Raw genomic sequence first — 18,170 nt, forward strand, 5'->3', positions numbered from 1 at the left:
CCGGGCCTGGAATCATGCCGGGGTGGATGTCATGGCGCTCTCCTTCCAGCTCGCGGTGGGCCTCGCCGCGGGACTCGCGATCGGGTTCCTGCTGGGCCGGGCGCGCGCCTCCTCGGGAGCCGCGGACGTCACGGCGCGCCTGGCCGACGCCGAGGCCCGCGCGAAGATCGCCGAAGAGAAGGTCGCCTACATCGAGGGGCAGCTCTCCGAACGGTTCCAGGCCCTGTCGAGCCGGGCGCTCGACGTCAACAACCTGCGGTTCCTGGAACTGGCGGAGACGAGGCTGGCCGCCAACCGGGCCGAGGCGGCCGGTGAGCTGGAGCAGCGCAAGCAGGCCGTCGAGCACCTGATCGAGCCGCTGAAGGACACCCTGGCCCGCGTCGAGACGCAGCTGCGCGACACCCAGACGGGCCAGCGGGCCGCCCACGCCGAGCTGGCCAAGCACATCGACGTCGTCCGCGAGAGCAACGAGCAGCTCCGCGCCCAGACGAGCTCGCTGGTACGGGCCCTGCAGCGGCCCGAGGCGCGGGGCAGGTGGGGGGAGCTCCAGCTCCGCAGAGTCGCCGAGATCGCCGGGATGCAGCGGTTCTGCGACTTCGACGAGCAGGTGAGCGTCACCACGCCTGACGGTGTCCTGCGGCCCGACATGATCGTGCGGCTGGCCGGCGGCAAGAACATCGTGGTCGACTCCAAGGTCTCGCTGTCCGCCTATCTGGAGGCCGCCGAATCGGCCGATCCCGACCACCAGTCGGCCCGGCTCGACGCCCACGCCCGGCACGTGCGCGACCACGTCGACCGGCTCGCCTCGAAGCCCTACTGGCAGGCGTTCAGCCCGGCGCCGGAGTTCATGGTGCTGTTCATTCCCGGCGAGGCGTTCCTCGCCCCGGCCCTGGAACGCGACCCCGCCCTGCTGGAGTACGCCATGCGGCGCCGGGTCCACATCGCCACGCCCACCACGCTGATCACCATGCTCCGCACCGCGCAGTACGCCTGGCAGCAGGCCGCGCTCGGCGAGAACGCGCGGGCGATCTTCGAGGTCGGCAAGGAGTTGTACGAGCGGCTGAGCAGCATGGGACGCAACGTCGACGCCCTGGGCCGCTCGCTGAGCCGGGCCGTGGAGTCGTACAACAGGACGGTCGGCTCGCTGGAGACCCGGGTGCTGGTGAGCGCCCGCAAGCTGAACGACCTGGGGCTGGTCGAGACCGACCTGGACACGCCGCAGGCGGTCGAGGACCTGCCGCGTGCCCTGACCTCGCCGGAACTGCTCGCGCAAGAGGAGCCAAGCTCACCTCTCGTATCCCGCCTGAACGGTAGGTTGGCCAACGACCTGCCCTAGAAACTGTTCCCTGACGGCTCCGGCGGCCGGACACTGGAGACATCGGGGTCGACGACGCGGAGGTCCGCGAGGGCCGGGCAGGGTCAAGGGGGCGAGTGGTGGACGAGCGAGGCGGCGTGCAGCCGGCCGGCGGGGTGATCGCATGAGTGAGCTTGACCGGGCCGCGGGCATCCGGCTGACCGTCCGGGGCGCGCTGGCCTTCGTACTGGCGTCCACGCTGGTGGGCAGCCTGCTGCAGGCGCTGCTGGGAGTGGCGGCGCTGACCGGGGCGGCGTTCGTGGCCGGTTGCGTGGCCGCCGCGTCGCTCGTGAACCGCCGGGACCTGCTGTCGCTGGTGGTGTCCCCGCCCCTGGTCTTTTTCGTGACCACCGCGTTCATCGAGGCGGTCCGCTCCCTGTTCGCGGCCACCCCCGTCCAGGCCTTCGGCCTGGGCATGTACACGGCGCTGTCGCAGGGAGCCCCCTGGCTGTTCGGCGGCTCGTTCCTGGTGCTGGTCATCGCCTGGCGCCGCGGCCTGACCCGCTGCGTCCGCGAGCTGCGCGAGGAGCTCAAGGCGACCAAGGCCTCGGTCCCCCGCCCGAGGAGCGACGGCGACGGCGGCGCCGGCGACGGCACTGCCTTCGCCCCCGAGCCCGAGGGGTACTTCGAGCCCAAGGTGTACGGCACCCCGCGCGAGGGGCAGTAGCGGCCGGGCGTGAGGCCTCGCCCGTGAGCGAGGCCTCGCCTGAGGGGCCCTCGGGTGACGGGGTCTCCCGAGGTGGGTGCCTGATCGGAGCCGCGTGATCCGGACCCGTGATCAGCGTGATCAGACCGTGGCGCGCAGGTCCTTGCGCAGCTCGTGCGGGAGCGCGAAGCGCACGCTCTCGTGGACGGACTCGACCTCTTCGACGTCCTCGAAACCGTTCCGCGCCAGGCGGGCCAGGACCTCGGCGACGAGCTCCTCGGGCACCGAGGCGCCACTCGTCACGCCGACCGTGGTGACGCCGTCGAGCCAGGCGTCGTCGATGAGCGAGGCGTCGTCGACCAGGTAGGAGGCGTCGGCCCCGTGGTCGAGGGCGACCTCGACCAGCCGCTTGGAGTTGGAGGAGTTCTCCGAGCCGACGACGATGACCAGCTGGGCCTGGGCCGCGATCTCCTTGACCGCGACCTGGCGGTTCTGGGTGGCGTAGCAGATGTCGTCGCTCGGGGGGTCGATCAGGTTGGGGAAGCGCTCCTTGAGCCGGGAGACCGTCTCGGTCGTCTCGTCCACCGACAGCGTGGTCTGTGACAGCCAGACCAGCCGCTCGGGATCCTTGACCCGCACGGTGTCGACCGAGTGCAGGCCGTCGACGAGCTGGACGTGGTCGGGCGCCTCGCCCGCGGTGCCCTCGACCTCCTCGTGGCCCTCGTGGCCGATGAGGAGGATGTCGTAGTCCTGGGAGGCGAAGCGCTTGGCCTCGTTGTGCACCTTGGTCACCAGGGGGCAGGTGGCGTCGATCGTCTTGAGGCTGCGCAGGGCGGCCTCCTGGTGGACGGCCGGGGAGACCCCGTGAGCGGAGAAGACGACGATGGCGCCCTCGGGCACCTCCTCGGTCTCCTCGACGAAGATCGCCCCGCGCTGCTCCAGCGTCTTGACCACGTGGGTGTTGTGGACGATCTGCTTACGAACGTAGATCGGGGCGCCGTACTGCTCCAGCGCCTTCTCCACGGCCTGCACCGCACGATCAACCCCCGCGCAGTAACCACGGGGCTTCGCCACTAGTACGCGTCGGGTCGCGGGGGTGTCTGAAGTCATGCTCTTATGCTACGTGGACACGCCCGCGAGACAGCCCATACGTCCCACAGGTTCATGCGGCACAAGTCTTGCCACACTAGCCTTCTCGATACAGACCTCCCAGGGAGACGATATGTCAGTCCCCGACATGATCCGCAATGTCACACAAAAGGCAAAAGACCTGCCGCTGCACATGTTGCAGAGCGCGCTGAGCGGGGTCGGCCAGGCCCTGCTCCTCGGCGACCGCGTCCGGAACAGGTTCAAGGGCACCTCCGGCCAGGGCGAGACCGACGAGCCCTTCGGGACGGCCGGCGACGGTCCCGCCAAGACCGGCGAGAAGACCGCGGACCAGGCGGGGGAGCCCACCCGCCGCGAGCCCGTCATCTTCGCGCCGCGCCCGGAGAAGGCCGCGGGCAGGCCCGCCGCCGAGAGCAACGGGACCAGGACCACTCCCGACCCGGTCATCTTCAGCCCCACCAAGCCCGACACCGCGACGCCCTCCGCTCCCGAGGTCAAGGCTCCCGAGGCCAGGGCCGAGGCCGTCGACGCCCCGGCCACCGCCGGAACCGCCGAGGCACCCGCCGCTCCGGAGGCCGAGACCGCCACGGCGAAGCCCGCCGAGACCGTCGCGGACGCCCCCGCCGCCGCGGAGCCGAAGACCGCGCAGGTCCCCGCCGCCCCGGAGGCGAAGACCACGGAGGCCCCGGCCACCGCCGAAGCCGTCGAAGCCGTCGAAGTCAAGGTCGCGGAGACCCCGGCCGCCGAGCCCACCAAGCCCGCCGAGCTCGAGGTCACCGAGAGCACCGCCGCGAAGGCCGCGAAGGCCACGGAGACCACCGCCCCCGAGGCACCCGCCGCCGAGGCCGCGGAGCCCCAGGCCGCCGCCAGGAAGCCCAGGGCCACCCGGGCCAAGGCTCCCGTCGCGAAGCCCGAGGCCGCGGAGCCCCAGGCCGCCGGGGCGAGCGCGGTCGCCGAGACCCCCGCCAGGAAGCCCAGGACCAGCCGGGCCAAGGCTCCGGCCGGCGAGGCCGCCGCGCCCGAGACCGCGGACTCCAAGGCCGTGAGTTCCAAGGCCGCAAGTTCCAAGGCCGCGGGTTCGAAGGCCGGGAAGTCCAAGGCCGCGCAGGCCGCGCAGTCCGAGACCACCGCGCCCGAGGCCGCCCAGACCGCTCCGAAGGCCAGGGCGACCAGGACCCGCAAGACCACCAAGGCCGCCCCCGCGGAGACCGTGGCCGAGAACACCACCGAGAGCGCGGAGAGCGGCGCCCTGACGAGCGCCGCGGGGAGCAGCACGTCGAACGCCCCCGCGGAGGCCGTGCTCGAGACCCCCTCGGCGGTGAAGGTCGAGGTGACGAGGGTCGAGACCGCGAAGCCCGAGACCGCGGACGCCGCGGCGGTCGAGGTGGCGGAGACCAGGGCCGCGGCTCCCGAGGCGGCCGAGGCGACCGGTTCCTCCACGGTGGCGACCGGCACGCCCGCCGAGCCGCTGCCCGGTTACGCGGAGCTGACGGTCGCGTCCCTGCGGGCGCGGATGCGCGGCAGGACGGCCGGGCAGATCCTGGAACTGATCACCTACGAGCGGGCCACCACCAACCGCGAGGCCGTCGTGCGGATGTACGAGAACCGCCTGGCCAAGCTGGAGACCGCGGAATAGTCACTCCCGGCGCGTAGGCTCCCGGCCATGAGCTCGAAGACCACCCCTGAGCAGCCCCTCCCGGTTCGCACGGTGTTGCAGATGGTCGGCGGCTGGATCGGCAAGCTCGGCACCGTCTGGGTCGAGGGACAGATCACCGAGCTGACCGCCCGCGGCGGCACGGTGTTCCTGACGTTGCGTGACCCGGTGGCCAACGTGTCGGCCCGGGTCACCTGCCCGCGTGGCGTGTACGAGGCGACCCTCCCCCGGCCGGTGGACGGCGCGAGGATCGTGGCCCACCTGAAGCCCGACTTCTGGGTCAACAAGGGTTCTTTCGCGTTCACCGCGCTGGAGCTGCGGCCGGTCGGGGTCGGCGAGCTGCTGGCGCGGCTGGAGCGGCTGCGCCAGCTGCTCGCGTCCGAGGGGCTCTTCGGCGTCGACAGGAAGCGGCGGCTGCCGTTCCTGCCGGGCACGGTCGGGCTGATCTGCGGTCGTGACTCGGCCGCCGAGCGCGACGTGCTGGAGAACTCGCGGCGCCGCTGGCCCGCCGTGCGGTTCAAGGTCGAGCCGGTGGCCGTGCAGGGGCCGTACGCGGTCGGCGAGGTCACCGAGGCGCTGCGCAAGTTCGACGCGGACGGCGAGGTCGACGTCATCGTGGTCGCGCGCGGCGGCGGGTCGATGGAGGATCTGCTGCCCTTCTCGGACGAGGCCCTCGTCCGGGCGGTCGCGGCGTGCCGCACGCCCGTGGTCAGCGCGATCGGTCACGAGCAGGACAATCCGCTGCTCGACCTCGTCGCCGACGTGCGCGCGTCCACGCCGACGGACGCGGCGAAGAAGGTCGTGCCGGACGTCGGCGAGCAGATGACGCTGATCCGCCAGCTCCGCGACCGGGGCCGAAGGGTGGCGGGCGGCTGGCTCGACCGCGAGACGGCCTGGCTGGCGGCGGCCCGCTCCCGGCCATCTCTCGCCGACCCGGTGCGCGAGGTCGAACGCAGGGCCGAGCAGGCCGAGCAGCTCAGGGACCGGGCGAGACGCTCCCTCACCGCCTCCCTGGACCGCGCCCAGGACTCGCTGGAGCACCTGCGCGCCCGCCTGGTCTCGCTGTCCCCCGCCGCCACGCTGGAGCGCGGCTACGCGATCGTGCAGCGCCCCTCGGGCGACGTCGTACGCCTCGCGAGCGAGGTCTCCCCCGGTGACGAGCTGACGGTGCGCTTCCCCGACGACCGGGTGACGGTCAGGAGTGAGACCGCCACGTGAGCGAGGGGTAGCCGTCGTCGACGAAGCCGAACTGCCGGTAGAGGGGCTCGGCGTCGGAGGTCGCGTGGAGGTCGACCCTGCGGACCCCGCTGTCGCGGTACCACTCCAGGAGGGCTCCGATGATCGCCCGGCCGTGGCCCCGGCGCCGGTGCCGGGGGTCGGTGGCCATGCCCTGGACGTAGCCGTAGCGGCCGTCGGGGAGGGAGGGGCCGGGAAAGCGCTGGAAGATGAGGCCGACCCCGCAGGCCGCCAGTCCTTGGGGGGCGTCCACCACGTAGACGGCCGTGTCGGAACTGCCCAGCCGCTCCTCGAGGCTCTCCGCGTAGGCCCCCTGCCACTCCTCGTCGATCGGGTAGGTGCCGTCCTGGGCCATCCGGTCGGCCAGGACCTCACGGAGACGCACCAGCTCGGGAATGTCCTCCGGGGTCGCGTCGCGAACGTTCATCCGAGCATCCTCCCAGCCGTACGCCACGGTGGAGCAGCCGGGGAGGCGCCAGTGGATCACCTCGGGCGGGGCCGCGGGCGGTACGGCGAGGCGCCGACGGGCGGATCTCACCGGTGTGGCCGCGCCGGGACCACGCCGGGTGGACCTCACGGGCTGAAGATCCCCGGGACACGACCTAAGGTGGGGTGCGTGGCCGATGAGAAGACACCGTCGTACGAGCAGGCGCGCGAGGAGCTGACCGAGGTGGTCCGCAGCCTTGAGGCGGGCGGGCTCACCCTGGAACAGTCGATCGAGCTCTGGGAGCGCGGCGAGAGGCTGGCCGCGGTCTGCGAGGAGTGGCTCCAGGGTGCCAGGGTGAAGCTCGCGGCGGCCATGGCGCAGCGGCGGCAGCCCGACTCCGCCGGAGACGCCCCCTTCTGAGCCTTTTAGCCTTCTTTAGCCTTCTGAGCCTTCTGTGCGGCCCGGTCCGAGCGCTCCCGCGCCTCAGAGGCCTTCCGGGTGGGCGGACCTCAGGAAGTGACCTTCGGCTGCTGCTCGAGGGAGCCGGCCAGGGCGGACAGCTCGTCCCACGGGGCGGTGCCGGTGACGACGATCGTGACGTCCGGCAGGAACCGGACGAGGGAACGCTGGTTCTTGTCCTCGCGGAGGCGCTGCTCCCAGGTCACGCCGTTGATCTGGACGGTGCCGGTGACCGTGGAGGTGTTGGAGAGGCGGTTGGCGAACCCGGCAGCGGGCTTCTCGTTGCTCTGGGCGAGCATCGCGTGGAAGCGCTTGGCGGTGGCGAAGCCGAGCCTCCAGGTCGTGACGCCGTTGACGTTCGTGTTCCTGGAGCTGTTCGGGACCCATCCGGCGGCGACGGGCTCGGGTGCCCACATCTGGAAGGGCGCCGTGCGGCGCAGGTCGGCCAGGGCGATCGAGTAGTCGACCCTGGGGATGTGCTCGGTTCTGCTCTGCGGCGTGACCAGCAGGAACAGGCCGACGGCGCCCAGACAGACCGCCATCGCGAACACGTAGCCGTAGAAGCCCTGAGTGAACTTTCGCACGACTGTCGACACTATCCGTTCGGGAGGGCGGTCCGGCCTCAGGGGCGGCGGATCTGGGCGATGATGGTCAGCACGTCCTCGGCCAGGGCCCGGGAGGCGTCCTCGTCGTCGGACAGGGCGACCTCGGAGACCGCGGCGGCGAGCGCGCCGGTGAGGACCACGACCAGCGCTCCCTCGTCGCCCTCGAACAGGGCCGCGTTGCGCTTGGCCCACTGCCTGAGCCGGTCGCGCATGATGAGCTCGAACCCCGGCGGCCCGTCTCCGCGCAGGAACAGCGCGGAGATCTCCCGCTCGGTCAGGCAGCCCTCCAGGTAGGCGCGGGCCCCGGCGATGAACAGCCGCATCGGGTCGCTCTCACCGTCGGCCCTGGAGTCCTGGACCGCCTGCTTGGTCCGCTGGGTCTGACGGGTCTGGAACTCCTCGAAGAGGGTGAGGTAGAGGTCGGCCTTTCCGGAGAAGTGGTGGTAAAGACTTCCGACACTCGCTCCCGCGCGGGCGACCACGTCGGTGACCCCGGCCTCGGCGAAACCGCTCGTGACGAAGATCTCCCTCGCGGCGGACAGGAGCGCGACGCGCGTGGCGGCACCCCGCTCGGAGGTCCGCGCACCCACGCCTTTCACCAGTCGTTCCGTGTCGCTGCTCATGGTGGGCACATTATCCTCCGCCGACCGGTCAGAGGGGTGCCAACTACGATCGTTGCATTGACCACGAGAGGGGTTTCCCACCATGTCTGATGAGACGTCCGTTCCCGACGCCCTCGCCACGGGAGAACACGCACCCGATCGCAACCTCGCTCTGGAACTGGTCCGGGTCACGGAGGCGGCCGCGATGGCCGGTGCCCGCTGGGTCGGGCGGGGTGACAAGAACGGCGCCGACGGCGCCGCGGTGAACGCCATGCGCCAGCTGATCAACACGGTGTCCATGAGCGGCGTGGTGGTGATCGGCGAAGGTGAGAAGGACAACGCGCCGATGCTCTACAACGGCGAGCACGTGGGCGACGGCAGCGGCCCGGCGTGCGACGTGGCCGTGGACCCGATCGACGGCACCCGGCTCACCGCGCTCGGCATGCCCAACGGCATCTCGGTGATCGCGGTCAGCGAGCGCGGCTCGATGTACGACCCGTCGGCCGTCTTCTACATGGACAAGCTGGTCACCGGCCCCGAGGCCGCCTCGTCGGTCGACATCAACGCCCCGGTGGCCGACAACATCTCCGCGGTGGCCCGCGCCAAGGGCGGCGAGCCCTCGGACGTGACCGTGGTCGTCCTCGACCGGCCCCGCCACGAAAAGATCATCCGTGAGATCCGGGAGACCGGCGCCCGGATCAGGCTCATCACCGACGGTGACGTGGCCGGTGCGATCATGGCGGCCCGGGTGGGCACGGGCGTCGACCTGATGCTCGGCATCGGCGGTACCCCGGAGGGCATCATCGCCGCCTGCGCGCTCAAGTGCCTGGGCGGCGTCATCCAGGGGAAGCTCTGGCCGCAGGACGACGCCGAGCGCCGCCGGGCGCTGGACGCGGGCCTCGACCTCGATGCCACGCTGAGCACCGACGACCTGGTCAGGTCCGACGACGTGTTCTTCGCGGCCACCGGGATCACCGACGGCGAGCTGATGCAGGGCGTCCGCTACCGCGCGGGGAGGGCCATCACCAACTCCCTGGTCATGCGCGGCCGTTCCGGGACGATACGGAAGATCGAGAGCGAGCACCAGCTCTGGAAGCTGCGGGCCTACAGCGCGATCAACTTCGACAGCGCCAGCTGAGCGGCGGCACCGGAGCCGGGATCGGCGCCGGCCGGGGAGCGGCCCCGGTGGAGCTCCCCGGCCGGGGGCTCTCGGCCGAGAGCCCCCGGCCGGGGAGCGGCGACGCCAGGGAACGGTGCCGGCGACGGAGCCGGAACGGGACACCGGCGGTCGGCGGTCGGCGGTCGGCGGCGAAGGACCCTCGACTCCGAAGAGCGGTTACGCCCGGAAAGCGGCGTCAGCGGCGGAACCAGGAGCGGCGAGGACGCTTGGGGGACTTGGCCACGATGCTCCCGAGCGTGACGACGCCGGTGATCTCGATGACCGGCCCGTCTGGCGAGGCCGGGACCTGGTTCTTCTTCCCGCCCATGAACGCCGAGGCGGGCATCTCGATCCGCACCCCCTCGGGGACGATCAGGGTCAGGGTGCCGCCCATCACGGTGACGTGCAGGGTCACGTGGCTGGACTGGAGCAGCGCGTCACGCAGGTCGAGCTTGACGTTGGCGCAGATCGCGGTGGCCGTGAACCGGGTCGGCACGACCCAGCGGCCCGAGCGCTCCTCGGAGCCGAAGAACGCCGTCACCGGGCGGACGTCGGTGCGGAGCGGCTGCTCCTCGGGCGGCAGCAGGTCGGCGGTGAGCGCGGAGAGCTCTCCCAGCGTGCGGACCCGGTAGAGGGCCTCGGTGCGCTCGTCGTGCTCCTCGTGGTCGAGGCGCCCGTCGGCGAGCGCGTCGCCCAGCACGGCGGCCACCCTCTCGCGGTCGGTGTCTCCGGCCCTCAGATCGGCGGGACGTGGCTCGGGGGCGTAACGGCGGACGGCGGGGGGACGGGGACTCTCCACCCTTCGACCATAATCCCTGCCGGGGCTCCGGCAGCCCGGTCACCGGCAGGTGAACGGCCATTGACCCCCGGGTGGCCCGCCCATACCCTGACGTGAACTTGAATCCCCCTCATGTTCCCCGGAGGTCGTCATGCCGACCCCACGTGACCGGCAGGCGCGCGTGGCGACCTGGGCGGCCTTCTTCGTCCAGGGCCTCTGCTTCGCCACCCTGCTCACCCATGTGATCGACCTCCAGCACAAGTTCGGGCTCAGCGACGGCGACCTCACCCTGGTCCTGCTGCTCGTGCCGGTGATCGCCGGTGTCGGCAGCGCGGTCGCGGGTCTCCTGGCGAGCCGGTACGGCAGCGCCCCGGTCCTGCGGATCTCCCAGGTCGGCGTCTGCACCACGGTGATCCTGTCGGGCTGGAACGACCAGCTCGTCGGCCTGTACGCGCTCAGCGCCGTGTTCGGCCTGTTCGTCGGCGCGGTGGACGCGGCGATGAACATGCAGGCGGTCGCGGTCGAGCGCCGGTACGGCATGAGCGTGCTGACCGGCTTCCACGCCGTGTGGAGTGTCGGCTCGATGCTGGGGGCCGGGTTCAACTCCGCCTTCAGCGGGCTCGGCGTGGAACTGCGCTGGTCCTTCTCCGTCCCGGTGCTGATCGGCGCGGTGATCTCGGTGATCATGCTTCCCCGCCTCTACGGGCGGGAGGAGGAGGGGTCCACCGAGCGGGCCGCGCACGTGGCGGCCCGGGTGCCGTGGCGGCCGATCATCCCGCTCTGCCTGGCGATGGCGTTCCTGTACGTCGGTGACGCGGCGGTCTCCAACTACAGCACGGTCTACATGGAGAAGGCGCTGGCGGCGAGCGGCTGGCTGGTGCCGTTCGCCTACTTCGTCTACCAGGCGACCATGCTCCTGGCCCGGGTCCCCGGCGATCTCGCCGTCCGCAGGTACGGCCCGGCGCCGGTGGCCCGGGTGGGCGCGGTGATCGCGGCCGTGGGCACGCTGGGGGTCGTCGTGGCGCCCGGCGTCGCGGTGGCCGTCGTGTCGTTCGGCCTGATCGGCGTCGGCCTGTCCGTCATCGCCCCGCTGTCGTTCTCGGCGGCGGGCCGGCTGGGTGCCGGGGCGGAGACCGCGATCGCGCGGGTCAACATGTTCAACTACGTCGGCTTCCTCGTCGGTGCCGCCGTGGTCGGGACGCTCAACGACACGGTGGGCATCCGGGTGGCCTTCGTGCCCGCCGCCGTCCTGGTGGCCCTGATCGTGTTCCTCGCCAGGGGCTTCCGGCCGGACCCGGAACCCGCCGCGCGGCCGTAGCCCAGAAAGGACCTCACAGGTAGGTGCGCTGGTCCCGTTTGGCCTGCTCGTAGGCGGCGCGGGCCCGCCGCGCCTCCGGCAGCCCCGACACCTCCGCCACCGGGACGTCCCACCAGGCCGTGGTCTGGGGACCGGGGCCCGGCACCGTCTCGACGTACACGACGGTGGTGCCGACGGCCTCCCTCGCCTTGGTGAGGGCCACCCGCAGGGACTCGGGGCCGTCGGCGCGGATCACGTCGGCGCCCAGGCTGGCCGCGTTGGCGGCCAGGTCGACCGGGAGGAGGGCCCCGTCCAGCGCGCCCCCGGCCCCGCGCATCCGGTAGGCGGTGCCCAGGCGCCCCGCGCCGACCGCCTCTGACAGCCCGCCGATGGAGGCGAAGCCCCGGTTGTCGACCAGCACCACGACGAGCTTGACGCCCTCCTGCACGGCGGTGGCGATCTCCTGGGCCATCATCAGGTAGGACCCGTCGCCGACCAGCACGAACACCTCTCGCTCGGGCGCGGCCAGCTTCACCCCGAGCCCTCCGGCGATCTCGTAGCCCATGCAGGAGTAGCCGTACTCGACGTGGTAGGACTTCGGGTCGCTCGCCCGCCACAGCTTGTGCAGGTCGCCGGGCATCGATCCGGCCGCGTTGACCACCACGTCCGAGGGCCGGGCCACCTCGTTGACCATGCCGAGCACCACCGGCTGGGTCAGCGCGTCCCCGGTCGTCAGCAGGGAGACCTGCTCCTGCCACTCGTGGGTCAGGCGCGTCGCCCTGGCGGTCCAGCCGAGGTCGGCGCTCCAGTCGCCGAGGTCCAGGGCGCGCAGTGCCTCGCGGGCGTCGGCGACGAGCATCTCGCCGGAGTGCTTGGCGGCGTCGAAGGCCGCGACGTTGACGTTGAGGAACGCGGCCTCGCCGAACAGGGTCCGGGAGGCGGTGGTGAAGTCGGTGTAGCGGGTGCCGACCCCGATGACCAGGTCGGCGTCGCGGGCCAGGTCGTTGGCGGCGGCGGTGCCGGAGTGCCCGATCGCGCCGACCGCGCAGGGGTGGTCGTAGGGCAGCGTCCCCTTGCCCGCCTGGGTCTCCCCCACCGGGACGCCGTGGTCGGCGGCGAACGCGGCCAGCGTCTCCCACGCCTCACTGTAGACCACCCCGCCCCCCGCCACGATCAACGGCCGCCGCGACCGCCTGACCAGCTCGGCCGCCCGCGCCAGCGCGGCGGGTTCGGGGACGGGGCGCGCCACGTGCCACACCCGGCGGGCGAACAGCTCCTCGGGCCAGTCGTACGCCTCCGCCTGCACGTCCTGCGGCAGCGCCAGGGTGACCGCGCCCGTCTCGGCCGGGTCGGCCAGCACCCGCATCGCGGCCGGAAGGGCCGCGAGGAGCTGTTCGGGCCGGTTGATCCTGTCGAAGAACCGGGAGACGGGACGCAGCGCGTCGTTGACGGTCACGTCGGGGAAACGGGGGTCCTCCAGCTGCTGCAGGACCGGGTCGGCGGCGCGGGTGGCGAAGACGTCACCGGGCAGCAGCAGCACCGGGATCCGGTTGATCGTGGCCAGCGCCGCCCCGGTGACCATGTTGGTGGCGCCGGGGCCGATCGAGGAGGTGCAGGCGAAGGTGGACAGCCGGTTGCGGGCCCGCGCGTAGCCGACGGCGGTGTGCACCATGGCCTGCTCGTTGCGCGCCAGGTAGTACGGGAGGTCGCCGTCCGTGCCGGCCCCCCGCTCGGCCAGGGCCTGCCCGATCCCGGCGACGTTGCCGTGGCCGAAGATGCCCAGGCATCCGGCCACCAGCCGGTGTTCCACTCCGTCGCGCTCCGACCACTGGTTCGCGAGGAACCGCAGGAGCGCCTGTGCCACGGTGAGTCTCATCGCAATCCCTCACAAGGTCCTACAGGGCCTTTGTCATCGGAAGCCTCGGGTCGATCGGCTGCTGTGCCCACGAGGAGCGGATCCAGGTGTGCCGGGGGTCGTCGCAGAAGGCCATCGACCGCTCGGGCGCGGGCCCGGCCAGCACGTTCAGGTAGTAGAGGTCGTAGCCGGGGGCCGCCATCGACGGGCCGTGGTAGCCGCTGGGGACGAGCACCACGTCTCCGGCGGCCACCTCGGCCAGGGTGTCGTGGGTGCCGTACACCCGCTGGTAGCCGGGGCCGCCCTCGAAGTAGTAGATCTCCTCCAGCACGGCCTCGTGCTCGGAGGCCGTGTCGTGCTTGTGCGGCGGGTACGACGACCAGTTCCCGCCGGGGGTCAGCACCTCCACCGCGACGAGTTTGTCGCAGTCGAAGGCGTCGGGGGCGCAGAAGTTGTTGACCTGGCGGCTGGCCGGCCCCGTCCCGCGCACCTCGACGGGGACCGCCCGCGCGGGACCGTACCTTACGGGGAAACGCCTGGTCGCGCGGGCGGCGGGGAGGGCGAAGCGGCCCTCGCCGGTGATCCGCGCGGTCGCGCCGACGGGCAGGTACGCGAAGTCGGTGACCGCGTGGAAGACCGAGGTCCTGCCGTCCAGCGTGAGCCGCTCCCCGTCGCACTCGACCACGCACGTGCCCGACAGCGGCAGGACCAGCATCTCCTCGTCACCGGTGTCGAACTCCACGCCCTCGCCGGACAGGCAGAGCACGCGGAGCCCCGCGTACGTCCACCCGGCCGCCTCCGGGGTGATCGACAGCGCCCACGGCGCCCGCGCGGTGCTTCCCGCGGGAACGAAGGTCATGGCCGCTCCTCGCCGTCGCCGCCCCGATCCGGTCTCCCGTGCGCGCCCTCGCCGTCGCGGTTCCGGCCCGGTCTCCCGTACGTGCCGCCGTCGCCGTCGCCGCCCCGATCCGGTCTCCCGTGCGCGCCCTCGCCGATGCGGTTCCGGCCCGGTCTCCCGTTCATGTCACCTCCAGCATCGCCGCGGCGGTGTCGACGGCCGCGGCCACGTCGTCATCGGAGGGATACAGCAACGCGCGGCCCACCACCAGACCCCGCACGCCAGGAAGTCGCAGAGCCTCGCGCCAGGCCGCGTAGGTGAGCTCCGGCGCGCCGCCCGGGTCGCCCCCCAGGAGCAGTGTCGGCAGCGTGGTGGCCCGCATCACCCGTTCCATGCCGTCCACGACCGGGATCTTCAGCCAGGTGCGCGCGGAGGTCGCGCCGAGTCCCTGGGCGACGTGCATGGACCGGATGACCCCCTCGGGCGACAGGTCGTGGGTGACCGCGCCGCCCGCCCGCCGGGACCAGAACGGCTCGACCATCGCGACCAGGTCGTGCGAGGCGAGCTCGGTGACGGCCCGGCCGCACGATTCCAGGGTGCGGGCGGTGGCGGGGTCGTCCATGCCGATCCTGCAGAGCATCTTGCCGCCGTCCAGGCGCGTCCTGACGATCGAGGAGGTGTCGTAGGCGGTGAAGCGGTCGTCGAACTCGAAGGCCGACCCGTGCAGGCCGCCCCGGTTCATCGAGCCGATCACGACCTTGCCCTCCAGCGCGCCGAGCAGCAGAAGGTCCTCGACGATGTCGGGGGTGCCGAGCACGCCGTCCACGCCGGGCCTGGACAGTGCCACGCACAGGCGTTCCAGCAGCTCGACGCGGCTCTCCATCGCCCCGGGACGGCTGCCGACGCCGACGACGCCCCTGGCGGTGTGGTCCGCGGCGATGATCAGGAGCCGGTCGCGCTCCTCCAGTGGTCTCCCGCGCCGCCGCGCCGCCGCCGCCTCGGCGATCCGCCCGGGAAACCGCGCCCGCGTGTCGAGGAGCGTCCGGTGCTCTCGTTCGTTCATGTGCCTCCCCGCCCTGTCCGGCCGTCACCGCTCGCGCCGAGCACGTCCATCACCTCGTCGATCCGTGGCATGGCCGGGGCGCAGGCCAGCCGTCCCGCGACGATGGACCCGGCCGCGTTGGCGAACCGCAGCGTGGTCTCCAGGGGCCAGCGTTCGAGGAGGCCGTGGCAGAGGGCACCGCCGAAGGCGTCTCCCGCGCCGAGGCCGTTGACCACCTCCACCGGCACCGGCGGCACCTCCACCGTCTCGCCCGCGGTCATGCCGAGCACCCCGCCCGCCCCCCGCTTCACGATCGCGAGCTCGACGCCCGCCGCCAGCAGCGCCGCGGCCGCCTCGTGCGGCTCGCGGGTGCCGGTCGCCACCTCGACCTCGTCCTGGTTCCCCACCGCCACCGTGACGTGACGCAGGGCCTCGCGCACCTGCTCGCCGGCCTCCTCCGCGCCGGACCAGAACATCGGGCGGTAGTCGAGGTCCAGCACGGTGTGCGGCACGCGTCCCCTGGCCCGCCAGGCCGCGAGGTGCGCGCTCCGGGAGGGCTCCTGGGACAGCCCGGTGACGGTCGCCCAGAAGAGCCGGGCTCCCGCGACGGCCTCCAGGTCCAGCTCCTCGGGGAAGATCTCCAGGTCCGGGGCCTTGGGGAAACGGTAGAAGTAAAGAGGGAAGTCGTCCGGCGGCCGTATCTCGCAGAACGTCACCGGGGTGGGCAGGTGCGCGACCGAGGTGACGAAGCCGTCGTCGACCCCGTACTCGCGCAGCGCGTCGTGCACGAAGAGCCCGAACGGGTCGTCCCCGGTCCTGGTGATCATCGCGCTGGAGCGGCCCAGCCGGGCGGCGGCCACGGCCACGTTGGTGGGGCTGCCGCCCAGATACTTGCCGAAGGTCTCGACCTCGCGCAGCGACACCCCCACCTGCAGCGGGTAGATGTCGACCCCGGCCCGTCCCATGGCCAGAACCTCGATCATGCGCGTCCCTCGCCGGGCGGCTCGCCGCTCCCGGTCCCGCCGCTCCCCGACCTGCCGTTCCCGGTCCCGCCGCTCTCCGGCCCGGTCTCGTCGCCGGTGAGCTTCCTCAGGTACGCCAGGCTCTCGCGGACGTTCCCCTTGGGGTCGCCGGAATTCCTGGGAGCGCCGGGGCCGCCGGGGTCGCCGTCGGGGTCGCCGTCGAGGTCACCGTCGGCGGGGCCCAGCACGACGTCCTGCTCCAGGACGTACCAGCCGTCGTACCCTGCCCTGGTCAGGCCGCCGACGATGGCGGGGAGGTCCACGTCACCCCGGCCCAGCGGGCGGTAGAGGCCGTCCTTCACCGCCCGGGTGTAGGTCAGCTCGCCCGCCCTGACCCGCCCGGCCACGGCGGCGTCCACGTCCTTGAGGTGGACGTGCGCGATCCGCCCCGCGGCGTGGGAGACCAGTTCCGCGGGGTCGGTGCCGCCCGCGAGAAGGTGGCCGGTGTCGAGGCAGAGCGGCATCGCGCTGTCGTCGAGCACCCGCTGGACCTCCTCCCGGTTCTCCACCACGGTCCCGATGTGCGGGTGCAGGGTGACGGTCCTGCCGAACTCCTTGGCGTTCTTGAGGATCCGGCGCAGGTTGCCCATGAGGGTCTTCCAGGCGGCCGCGTCCAGCTCCGGCCTGGCGTCGTAGCTCTCACCGCCGGTGGAGGCGGCCAGCACGACCACGTCCACCTCGCCGTCCATGAAGGCGCGCATCGCGGCCCGGACGACCGGGAGCGGGTCGTGGCCGGCCTCGTGCAGGACAACGGGGACGAACCCACCCACCGCCCGCAGCCCGTACTCCGAGAGAAGGGAGCGGCAGCGCGTCGGCGAGGGCGGCAGGAACCCCTCGGGGCCGAGCTCGGTGGCCGTCAGGCCCAGCTCCCTCATCTCGGCGAGCACCTGGGAACGATCCAGCTGCCGCCCCCAGCCGGGGACCTCGCAGACCCCCCAGGAAATGGGCGCGCCGGCCGTTCGCACCGGACCGCCTCCGTCGGCGGAGCCGGTCTCTCTCACCGGGTCGCCTCTTCTCACACGATCACCTCCGTGACGCGCACCGGACGACCCTCGCGCCGGGACAGCTCCGCGGCCTCGGCGAGGTAGAGCGCCGCGAGGGCGTCCTCGACAGTGCAGGGACTCTCCGTCTCCCCCCGCGCCGCGCCGAGAAACGCGTCGAGCTCGGCGATGTAGGCGTGCTCGAACCTGGCCGCGAAGTCGGGCCAGGGCTCGCCCGGCGGCTGCAGGCCCTCGGAGCTGGTCAGCGGCACGCGCGGGTCGAGGCCGACCGCCCAGGTCCGCAGGGTGCCCGCCAGCTCCATCCGCACGTCGTACCCGGCGCCGTTGTACCGCGACCCCTGAAGGGTGACGAGCGTGCCGTCGTCCATGGTGAGCAGCGCGGCGCTGTTGTCGACGTCGCCCGCCTCGGCGAAGAACGCCTCGCCCCGGTTGGCGCCGGTCGCGTAGACGGTGTCGGCCTCCCTGCCGGTGACCCAGCGCAGGATGTCGAAGTCGTGGATGTGGCAGTCGCGGTAGATGCCACCGGACATCGGGATGTATCCGGGGTCGGGTGGGTGGGGGTCGGCGCTCACCATGTGCACCCGGTACAGCGTGCCCAACTCGCCGCCGGCCAGCGCCCTCCTCGCCGCGGCGTATCCGGCGTCGAAGCGCCGCTGGAAGCCGATGTGCACGACCGTGCCGCTCCGCCTGGCCGCGTCGAGCACGCGGAGGGTGTCCCGTACGCCGGGCGCCACCGGTTTCTCGCAGAACGCCGGAACCCCCTTGGCGCAGGCGCGCGTCAGCAGCTCGGCGTGGGTCACCGTGGGAGTGGCGATCACCACCGCGTCGCTGTCGAACGCGTCCCCCACCCGGGCTCCCAGCCTGGCGGCCACCTCCGCCGCCCGCCCGCCGTCCGCGTCGCTCACCACCAGCTCGTCGACCCCGGGATGCGCCGCCAGGGTCGCGGCGTGGAACACCCCGATCCTGCCGAGTCCCAGTAGTCCAACACGCATCGTGCCTCCGAAGAAGAAAGCGGTCGATCTCCAGTTCTAAGCGACGAGTCAGAAGCCGTCAAGAATTTGTCAGGACATACAGACGATCCATCGAGC

Annotated in this window: 18 protein-coding genes; 7 read left to right on the top strand and 11 right to left on the bottom strand. The window is 72.4% G+C overall.

What is annotated here, in order from left to right:
• The first annotated feature begins 31 nt into the window (after positions 1 to 31).
• Positions 32 to 1,336 (top strand): DNA recombination protein RmuC, encoded by a 1,305-nt coding sequence (gene rmuC, locus ACTOQ2_RS17515; protein WP_362685602.1) that lies wholly within the window; start codon positions 32 to 34, stop codon positions 1,334 to 1,336.
• A 142-nt stretch (positions 1,337 to 1,478) separates the two neighbouring features.
• A complete protein-coding gene (locus ACTOQ2_RS17520; RefSeq protein ID WP_440100594.1) occupies positions 1,479 to 2,021 on the top strand; it encodes a DUF6542 domain-containing protein in 543 nt (180 codons plus the stop codon).
• Between the two features lie 120 nt (positions 2,022 to 2,141).
• On the opposite strand, the gene ACTOQ2_RS17525 is transcribed toward ACTOQ2_RS17520, so the two are convergent.
• Positions 2,142 to 3,110, bottom strand: coding sequence for a 4-hydroxy-3-methylbut-2-enyl diphosphate reductase (locus ACTOQ2_RS17525; RefSeq protein ID WP_440100595.1), 969 nt, complete (start codon positions 3,108 to 3,110; stop codon positions 2,142 to 2,144).
• A 112-nt stretch (positions 3,111 to 3,222) separates the two neighbouring features.
• Between ACTOQ2_RS17525 and ACTOQ2_RS17530 the strand changes: the two genes are divergently transcribed.
• On the top strand, positions 3,223 to 4,743 hold the full coding sequence (locus ACTOQ2_RS17530; protein WP_440100596.1) for a hypothetical protein: 1,521 nt from the start codon (positions 3,223 to 3,225) through the stop codon (positions 4,741 to 4,743).
• Between the two features lie 27 nt (positions 4,744 to 4,770).
• The gene (xseA, locus tag ACTOQ2_RS17535; protein ID WP_440068353.1) at positions 4,771 to 5,979 is read left to right on the top strand and encodes an exodeoxyribonuclease VII large subunit; all 1,209 of its coding nucleotides are present in this window, start codon (positions 4,771 to 4,773) and stop codon (positions 5,977 to 5,979) included.
• On the opposite strand, the gene ACTOQ2_RS17540 is transcribed toward xseA, so the two are convergent.
• Complete coding sequence (locus tag ACTOQ2_RS17540) at positions 5,957 to 6,424, bottom strand: GNAT family N-acetyltransferase (protein WP_440068351.1); 468 nt, start codon at positions 6,422 to 6,424, stop codon at positions 5,957 to 5,959. The genes xseA and ACTOQ2_RS17540 overlap by 23 nt on opposite strands.
• A gap of 189 nt (positions 6,425 to 6,613) precedes the next feature.
• On the opposite strand from ACTOQ2_RS17540, the gene ACTOQ2_RS17545 reads away from it, so the two are divergent.
• Positions 6,614 to 6,844, top strand: a complete 231-nt coding sequence (locus ACTOQ2_RS17545) for an exodeoxyribonuclease VII small subunit (RefSeq protein WP_440068350.1) — start codon at positions 6,614 to 6,616, stop codon at positions 6,842 to 6,844.
• Between the two features lie 89 nt (positions 6,845 to 6,933).
• Here the strand turns inward: ACTOQ2_RS17545 and ACTOQ2_RS17550 are convergent, their stop codons facing one another.
• Together ACTOQ2_RS17550 and ACTOQ2_RS17555 are read right to left on the bottom strand one after the other, a co-directional pair.
• Positions 6,934 to 7,467 (bottom strand): DUF4245 domain-containing protein, encoded by a 534-nt coding sequence (locus ACTOQ2_RS17550; RefSeq protein WP_440100597.1) that lies wholly within the window; start codon positions 7,465 to 7,467, stop codon positions 6,934 to 6,936.
• 38 nt (positions 7,468 to 7,505) lie between these two features.
• Positions 7,506 to 8,111 carry a TetR/AcrR family transcriptional regulator gene (locus ACTOQ2_RS17555; protein ID WP_440100598.1) on the bottom strand — a complete coding sequence of 202 codons (606 nt, stop codon included), beginning with the start codon at positions 8,109 to 8,111 and terminating at the stop codon, positions 7,506 to 7,508.
• Positions 8,112 to 8,193: 82 nt separating this feature from the next.
• Between ACTOQ2_RS17555 and glpX the strand changes: the two genes are divergently transcribed.
• Complete coding sequence (glpX, locus tag ACTOQ2_RS17560) at positions 8,194 to 9,228, top strand: class II fructose-bisphosphatase (RefSeq protein ID WP_440100599.1); 1,035 nt, start codon at positions 8,194 to 8,196, stop codon at positions 9,226 to 9,228.
• Positions 9,229 to 9,445: 217 nt separating this feature from the next.
• Here glpX and ACTOQ2_RS17565 read toward each other — a convergent pair whose 3' ends face one another.
• A complete protein-coding gene (locus ACTOQ2_RS17565) occupies positions 9,446 to 10,048 on the bottom strand; it encodes a DUF1707 SHOCT-like domain-containing protein (protein ID WP_440100600.1) in 603 nt (200 codons plus the stop codon).
• A 130-nt stretch (positions 10,049 to 10,178) separates the two neighbouring features.
• Between ACTOQ2_RS17565 and ACTOQ2_RS17570 the strand changes: the two genes are divergently transcribed.
• The gene (locus tag ACTOQ2_RS17570) at positions 10,179 to 11,345 is read left to right on the top strand and encodes an MFS transporter (protein ID WP_440100601.1); all 1,167 of its coding nucleotides are present in this window, start codon (positions 10,179 to 10,181) and stop codon (positions 11,343 to 11,345) included.
• Between the two features lie 13 nt (positions 11,346 to 11,358).
• On the opposite strand, the gene iolD is transcribed toward ACTOQ2_RS17570, so the two are convergent.
• The 6 genes from iolD to ACTOQ2_RS17600 all read right to left on the bottom strand — a co-directional run bounded on the left by iolD (position 11,359) and on the right by ACTOQ2_RS17600 (position 18,074).
• Complete coding sequence (gene iolD / locus ACTOQ2_RS17575) at positions 11,359 to 13,200, bottom strand: 3D-(3,5/4)-trihydroxycyclohexane-1,2-dione acylhydrolase (decyclizing) (RefSeq protein ID WP_440100602.1); 1,842 nt, start codon at positions 13,198 to 13,200, stop codon at positions 11,359 to 11,361.
• 19 nt (positions 13,201 to 13,219) lie between these two features.
• Positions 13,220 to 14,038, bottom strand: coding sequence for a 5-deoxy-glucuronate isomerase (iolB, locus tag ACTOQ2_RS17580; protein WP_440100603.1), 819 nt, complete (start codon positions 14,036 to 14,038; stop codon positions 13,220 to 13,222).
• A 160-nt stretch (positions 14,039 to 14,198) separates the two neighbouring features.
• Positions 14,199 to 15,080, bottom strand: coding sequence for a Cgl0159 family (beta/alpha)8-fold protein (locus ACTOQ2_RS17585; protein ID WP_440068334.1), 882 nt, complete (start codon positions 15,078 to 15,080; stop codon positions 14,199 to 14,201).
• Positions 15,077 to 16,042: a 5-dehydro-2-deoxygluconokinase gene (gene iolC / locus ACTOQ2_RS17590; protein ID WP_440100604.1), complete on the bottom strand. Its 966-nt coding sequence runs from the start codon at positions 16,040 to 16,042 to the stop codon at positions 15,077 to 15,079. Before iolC ends, ACTOQ2_RS17585 begins: the two co-directional genes overlap by 4 nt.
• Positions 16,039 to 17,046, bottom strand: coding sequence for a TIM barrel protein (locus ACTOQ2_RS17595; protein ID WP_440100605.1), 1,008 nt, complete (start codon positions 17,044 to 17,046; stop codon positions 16,039 to 16,041). Before ACTOQ2_RS17595 ends, iolC begins: the two co-directional genes overlap by 4 nt.
• 50 nt (positions 17,047 to 17,096) lie before the next feature.
• A complete protein-coding gene (locus ACTOQ2_RS17600) occupies positions 17,097 to 18,074 on the bottom strand; it encodes a Gfo/Idh/MocA family protein (RefSeq protein ID WP_440100606.1) in 978 nt (325 codons plus the stop codon).
• Between the last annotated feature and the right edge of the window lie 96 nt (positions 18,075 to 18,170).

It is taken from the genome of Streptosporangium sp. H16, from assembly GCF_051918855.1.
Taxonomy (GTDB): Bacteria; Actinomycetota; Actinomycetes; order Streptosporangiales; family Streptosporangiaceae; genus Streptosporangium.